Here is a 7,393-nt window from a genome sequence, read left to right on the forward strand (position 1 = left end):
TAGTTCAGATTTTAATACCCTTGACTTTAATGAGCTAAGCTTTTATCATTTAGGAAGAATCGTTAATTACTGTAATCTTCGAAATTCCCTTCCCAATTCGACAATCAATATATTGCAATTCTGGGAACAATTGAACCATGCAGAAATTGACTTGAGTGAGCACATAGCCCATCTTACGAAATGGAAGAAAGAAAATATTGATAAGTTCATTAGTCGTTTGCATTTTAATTTGACAAAGGACGATTTTAAAAATGAAAAAAATCTTTTAAAACTTCAGCATGCCTTTGGTATTTCCTCTGCTATCGGGATGGACATTGATTCATTATTTGATTGGGCCATACCAGTATCCGATTTTGATATCTGCAAAAACATCGCCAACAGCCTGCAAAAAGCGGTTCGTTCGCAGTACAATCAAACTGACTGGGAACAAGTTGTTAAACCGTTGAACGACCTGTTGCGTAACAATCAAAAAAATGCATTAATTGCTTTTCTGCTTCAACAATCGGAATTGAAAGCTGCAGGTGTTGCAGCTGCTGATGGGCTCTTTGAATATTTCCTCATCGATGTACAGATGGATACCTGCATGGAAACATCGCGTATCAAGCAAGCTATTTCTTCGGTTCAGTTATTTATTCAGCGATGTTTCGTTGGGTTGGAAGAAGAGCATAATGGAATTACACCAAATGATTTAAGCAGAGATCGTTGGGAATGGATGCAGCGCTACCGGGTTTGGGAAGCCAATCGAAAAGTTTTTCTATACCCAGAAAACTGGATTGAAAGTAATTTGCGTGATGATAAAAGTCCCTTTTTTAAGGAGCTGGAGAGTGAGCTGCTGCAAAAAGATATCAACAGGGAAAACGTAACCGATGCACTAAAAGCCTACTTGTACAAGCTAGATGAGGTGGCCAATATGGAGGTAATTGGTTTATACATTGAAGGCGAAAAGCTCAACACAGCGGGTTGGAATAAAGGAAGTAAACTACATGTATTTTCCCGAACCCATAGCGCTCCTTATTTTTTTTACTACCGCTATCTTGCGCTTGACGAAATGAATTGGTACCCGTGGGAAAAAGTGCAAGTTGACATACCCTGCTATGATGTACAAAGCACCACAGGACAAATTACTGGCAACGGTTGCTACCTTACACCCGTGGTTTGGAGCGGACGGTTATTAATCTTCTTTCCTCAGTTTGTTAAGAAGACCAAACCGAATCCTCATTCTGCTGCCGGCAATGTTACGGCTCTGGCAAACCAGGATCAAAGCGACTTAAAGCCAATCGAATATTGGGAAATAAAAATGGCCTGGAGCGAATACCGAAATGGAAAATGGACTCAGAAGCAAATAGGCAAAAATATAGATCAAACGAATACCGTTTCTGTAAGTGTCACTATCAATTCTCAGCTCATAGAAACACGAGATCAAGCTAAAGCTAAAGTAACGGCCTTATTACGAGAAAAGATTGAGAAAAAAAGGTCTAGAGATTTTGCTGAGACTGGATGGAGACTTGCAATTGAAGAAGAATACACACAAACTCAACTTCGAAATCTTCGAGAAATATTTGATAAAAAAGAACTTTTATATCAAGAAGTTTTAACAAAAATAGCAACCGCCATGGCAGAAGCGAGAGCTGCAGAAAATGCCATTGAGAATGTCGATTCAGATTCCGTTGAACTTCTTGGCGATATCCATTTATTTGAATTCGTGGCTGTAGGTTCAGACGATGATAGTTTTGTAGCCATAAAAATTATTTATAAAAACAGTGAAGTAGGAATCGCTGAATTTAATGGTAATAGTTTGCAATCGCCCTCTGAAACCTACTCAAGCGATAACGCCTTGATCCCGAATTATTTTCACTATGACGATTCTAGTATTTCATCTCTCCAAACAAGTGGTGATTATGGTTATGTTTTTAATCGTGCTTCAGGATTAGTAAATTTAAATAATAATAAGTTCTATTATCCCTTTACAAGTAACTTGATGGATACTATTAATTCAAGTAAACAAGAAGAATTTTTCAAATTCAACCTTAGTATTGGAATAACGCACGACGCACAAATAGTAGAATCCGATATTGATGATGCTTTTGGAAATAGTCTGGATAGTCGAGGTAATAAAATCTACCACGAACTCAAGCGCCCTTATTCTCTTTACAACTGGGAACTGTTTTTTCATACGCCCATCATGATTGCTGATGCTCTAAGCAAGGCACAGCATTTTGAAGAAGCAATGAAATGGTTTCATTATGTGTTTAATCCAATTGCGGATGGATCTGAAGATAATAGGTTTTGGATGTTCAGGCCTTTTAAAGAAATCAATAGTAAAAATATTCTCGAACAAATATTTAATGGACTTAATGCCAATAAATCAGATGCTGCCATTAATGAATGGCGGAACAATCCTTTCAAGCCGCACCTAGTGGCAAGGAGTCGGCCAGTAGCGTATATGAAATGGATAGTGATGAAATACATTGACAATATTCTTGACTGGGGAGATTATTTGTTCCGTCAGGATACTATCGAAAGTATTAATCAGGCAACACAGATGTATGTTCTTGCGGGAGACATCCTTGGCCGAAAACCCATGATGATTCCTAAACGTGGCGAAGTTAAACCACAGAGTTATCTTTCTTTGCTGAATAAATGGGATGCTTCCAGCAATGCGATAAGTGAACTTGAGGTATCAGCGATTTACAACATACAACCAGTCCAGTATTCAGAAACGAATACTGGCGAGACGGCAACCGTGGGTATCTTTGGATCGGTCAGTACATTGTATTTCTGCATTCCTAATAATCCGAAACTTATTGCATATTGGGATACCGTGGCCGACCGCCTGTTTAAAATAAGACATTGCCAAAACATAGAAGGTGTATTTCGCAAACTGCCTCTATTTGAACCTCCAATTGACCCCGCTTTATTAGTAAAGGCTGCAGCACAAGGGTTAAGCATAGCCAGTGTAGTCAATGATTTAAATACGTCTATGCCGAATTATCGTTTCTATTATTTACTTCAAAAGGCGCTGGAACTGTGCAATGAATTGAAATCACTGGGTGGTGCCATGCTTTCTGCCATCGAGAAAAAAGATAACGAAACGATTTCGCTCATCCGTGCCAAGCACGAAGGAACCATGAACAACCTGATGATGGAAATAAAGAAACTGCAGCTGGAGGAAGCACAAAAAAACATAGAATCACTGTTGCAGAACCGAAAAAGTCCCGAGGCGCGTATGCGTTATTATCTTCAATTAATTGGGGAAACAGACGAATCTAAGGTTCCCGCTATAGACAGTGAGTTTAATGAGTTGTCGAATAGTATTGAAGGACCTTTGGACGAAAGTGGTTTGAAGCTGAGCAAGTATGAAAAAGAGGACCATGACAAATCTCATGCAGCACATTCATGGCAAATGGGAGCCAATATGGTCGAGGGATTAGCGGCTATATTCCATGCCATTCCAAATGCAAAACTTCATGCAAGTCCCTTTGGTGTTGGAGGTTCAGTGGGTTATGGAGGAACTAACCTTGGTAACGCGGCTAATGCTGCCAGTAAAGTAATTCAGATTATTTCATCACAACTTTCCTTTGAAGCGTCAAATGCTGCCAAGAAAGGAGGTTTTCAACGCGCCCTGCAGGATCGTATTTTCCAGGCCAACGCTGCGGGTTTTGAACTAAAACAAATAGACAAGCAAATAACGGCTCAGGAAATCCGCATCAATATTACTAACCAGGAAATTCGGAACCAGCAAAAGCAAATAGATAATGCAAACGAAGTGGAAGAGTTTTTAAAGAACAAGTACACCAATGAAGAACTCTATACCTGGATGCGAGGAAGCTTGAAAACATTATATCGTCAAGTTTATAACTTAGCCTATGATCTGGCTAAAAAAGCAGAGAAGACGTATTGTTTTGAAAGAGGCATCAGTAATGCTAATTTTATTCAGTCAGGTTATTTTGATGCTGGCCGGGAAGGCTTGCTGGCTGGTGAGCAACTCTATGTCAGTTTGAAACAATTGGAAGCCGCTTACCAAGAAAAACGCGGCTATGATTATGAAATCACAAAACACATTTCTCTTCGTCAGTTGGATCCGCTTGCTCTATTGCTGCTTAAGACGACGAATAGTTGCGAATTTAAATTACCAGAAGTCTTGTTTGATGTGGATTTTCCAGGGCATTTTAAACGCAGAATTAAATCAGTTTCAATTTCCATTCCCTGCATTGCCGGACCGTATACTGGTGTGAATGCAACCTTGCGTTTACTCAACAACAAATTCCGAAATAGTGCAATAGCTAGTAATGCTACAAACTACCCTGAAAAAACAGATGTGCTGGATGAGCGATTCATCTCCTTTAATATACCTATCACGGCTATTGCCACTAGCTCCGGACAAAATGATGCAGGGATGTTTGAGCTGAACTTTAAGGACGAACGCTATTTGCCTTTTGAGGGCGCGGGAGTGATAAGCACATGGGGATTGGAACTACCGACCGTAAAGCAGTTTGACTACAACACCATTTCAGATGTGGTTTTACATGTCAAGTATATGGCGTCTGAAGGCGGGAATCAATTAAAGAATTCGGCAGGTGATTCGGTTGTAGGTCAGTTAAATAGCCTCACGAAACAATTAAATGAAACCGGTTTACATATCCCAATCAGCCTGAAACACGACATGCCCAACGAATGGCATCTGTTAAAGCAAAAAGGAACGACCGAAATAAAAATAGACAAATCACGATTGCCTTATTTTGTGCAGTCGCCAACACCAACCATTAGTGCCATGCTCATTTCGAAATCATCCGTTGCTATTAAAGTAAGGAGAATAGCAGATTCTAAGGCATTTGTCTTACCGTTCGTTTCTTTGGGAGATTCAGGATTATGGAAAGCAGATATCAGCAATATTTCATTGGGTACCTCTTTCGTATTATCTGGTGATACAACGCTGCTAAGTAAACTTGATGAGTTGCTTTTAATTGTGAAGGTTACCATGCCAGCTCGGACGTAATATAACATTAAAAATTTAAAAAAAGATAATGCGTAGTAAAAGCTGGTTAAATCGTAGATAAAAGATCAAAAAAAAAAGCTAAAACTTTCGTTTTAACTTTTTTAAAAGTGACCTTGACTGGATTCAAACCAGTAACCTCTTGAGCCGTAATCAAGTGCGCTATTCAGTTGCGCCACAAGGCCATTTGCAAACCGTTATAATAACTTCATTGCGGGTGCAAATATAGGTATAAATGTGTAATTTGCAACTGTAAAATTATAAAAAAATAAAAAAAGATGTCATTAGAAAAGTATATCCGTGATATTCAGGATTTTCCAAAGGAAGGAATTATGTTTAAAGACATAACTCCTTTATTAATTAATGCCGAAGCGAGAAAAAAATGCCTTGATCTTCTGGTTGCTGCAGTATCAAATCAAAGGATTGATAAAGTGATAGGAGTTGAGAGTCGCGGATTTTTCTTTGGCACATTGCTAGCTCAGGAATTGAATGCGGGTTTTATACCGGTTCGAAAGCCGAATAAATTGCCTTACGAAACCATTTCGGCAACTTATGATTTAGAATATGGAACGGATACTTTAGAAATACACGCTGATGCGATTCAAAAAGGAGACCGAATCCTTATACATGATGATGTTTTAGCGACTGGCGGTACTGCCCAAGCAGTATGTGAATTAGTAGAACGACTAGGTGGAGAAATCGTTCAGTGTAATTTTCTGATCGAATTAACTTTTTTAAACGGCAGATCAAAACTAGATGGGAAAGCTATTTTTGCTGCCCTTACGTACTAGCGCAATGCCCTAGTGGTTACATAATATCTAAAACCAATAATTGCCATTTGCCATTTTTTAGCTTTGGCCAAATCCAAGCGCTGTTTGGTGAAACTAGGTAAAAGTATTTTGTTGATTTGAGCTAGAATTTTGAACATACTTTTTTTGTAAAGGTATAAAAAAAGACGGTCATGATAAATGACCGTCTTTGTTGTGTTTTTTTTATTAGTTTTCATTCATTTTTTCGCGGTATTCCTCCATTTGCTTTTCGTAGATTTTCATATTTTTTTCAAAAATTTTCATTTTAGCATCAAAAGGTTTCATCTGTTCGTCAAATTCTGCCATTTTCTTGTCAAACTCTTTCATTTGTGGTGCCATAGCTTCCATTTTTTTATCGAAAGCTTTCATTTTTTGTTCAAATGTCGCCCATTCTTTTTTATCTCCTTTTTCAGGGGAACCTTTTGGTGCTCTCGGCGCAGTTGGGAAATTTGGCGCTTTTGGTGCATTAAAGTTAAAAGTTGGAGGTGTGGGTGGAGTAGGAGGCGTTGGAGGTTGTTGCTGACTTCCTTTATTATTGATGTAGCTTTTAGTCAGTATACGAACCGAATTGTTATTGGACACACCATCTTTTTGTACATCAACAGAGGTTATTTGGTTAGGATTCATAGTTTCAGCTTCGAGAGGGCTAACTTTTTTTCCGTCAATATAATATTCAGTATTTCCGGGAACGCCATTTACCTCTTTAGTTACCTTTGTAACGGAATAAGAATCTTTTGTTTTTTGACGAATACTTACATTGTTTGGATCAATATTATCTAATTCCGAGTCCGTTTTTTCAGTATCAGTATTAAAAATACTCGCACTTCTTGTTGTTTTACCTTTCGTAACAATTCGTATCGTGGATTCGTTATTGTTTTTAATAACATCCATTGTGGCTATATCATCAGGATTTGTGCTGTCTAATTCCTTTTGACTTACTTTTTTACCATCTATAAAAATTTCTGTAGTGTCATCGATACCTTTATTTTTAGTTGAATTTGTAAGCATTGTTTTGATTTTCTTAATGCTATCTTTTTCCACTGTTGTTGTACTGATAACAGAAACCGGAGTGTTGGCTTGAGCCGCCGTAGTTTCTTCTTTCACTTTTTCCTGAGCAACTACTTCAATTTGGAAGCATAGCACAAAAGCCACTAAGGCGGGAAGTACTGTTGCGTACTTCCAAGAATTTCTTTTGTTAGATTGATTTTTGTTTAACATAACGATTCGTTTTTTGATTAATGATTGATAAAAATGATTGGTAATGGCAACACAATTTTCATGTGTTGTTATTTTTAAAAGTGTAAGCTGATACGCTTTTTTGTCGGATAATTTTTTTGTGGCTTCACGGTCAGCAATGAATTCTAAGTTTTGTAAAATAGCATTTTTGTACCACCAGATGAATGGGTTAAACCAAAAGACTGCACAAAAAACTCTAGCAAGTAAGACATCAACAGTATGATTTTGATCGCTATGAATTTTTTCGTGTTCCAGAATACTTTGTAATTCTAAACTGCTATACAGAGACGAATTGTAAACTATTGTATTAAAATATGAAAATGGAGCAATGTTCTCTGTTGTATCAATAAATTTA

The 7,393-nt window shown here is 37.9% G+C and carries 4 protein-coding genes and 1 tRNA gene; 2 read left to right on the top strand and 3 right to left on the bottom strand.

The window, feature by feature from the left end:
* The first annotated feature begins 130 nt into the window (after positions 1-130).
* Positions 131-4,996: a Tc toxin subunit A-related protein gene (locus AC061C_RS15005; protein ID WP_478291842.1), complete on the top strand. Its 4,866-nt coding sequence runs from the start codon at positions 131-133 to the stop codon at positions 4,994-4,996.
* A gap of 108 nt (positions 4,997-5,104) precedes the next feature.
* On the opposite strand, the gene AC061C_RS15010 is transcribed toward AC061C_RS15005, so the two are convergent.
* Positions 5,105-5,178, bottom strand: a tRNA-Arg gene (locus AC061C_RS15010).
* A gap of 93 nt (positions 5,179-5,271) precedes the next feature.
* On the opposite strand from AC061C_RS15010, the gene AC061C_RS15015 reads away from it, so the two are divergent.
* A complete protein-coding gene (locus AC061C_RS15015) occupies positions 5,272-5,784 on the top strand; it encodes an adenine phosphoribosyltransferase (protein WP_478291843.1) in 513 nt (170 codons plus the stop codon).
* On the opposite strand, the gene AC061C_RS15020 is transcribed toward AC061C_RS15015, so the two are convergent.
* The gene (locus tag AC061C_RS15020) at positions 5,781-5,921 is read right to left on the bottom strand and encodes an SsrA-binding protein (RefSeq protein WP_417944585.1); all 141 of its coding nucleotides are present in this window, start codon (positions 5,919-5,921) and stop codon (positions 5,781-5,783) included. The genes AC061C_RS15015 and AC061C_RS15020 overlap by 4 nt on opposite strands.
* Before the next feature lie 67 nt (positions 5,922-5,988).
* A partial coding sequence (locus AC061C_RS15025; RefSeq protein ID WP_478291844.1) for a M56 family metallopeptidase occupies positions 5,989-7,393 on the bottom strand: 1,405 nt, incomplete at its 5' end.

Source organism: Flavobacterium sp. GNP010 (genome assembly GCF_056428945.1).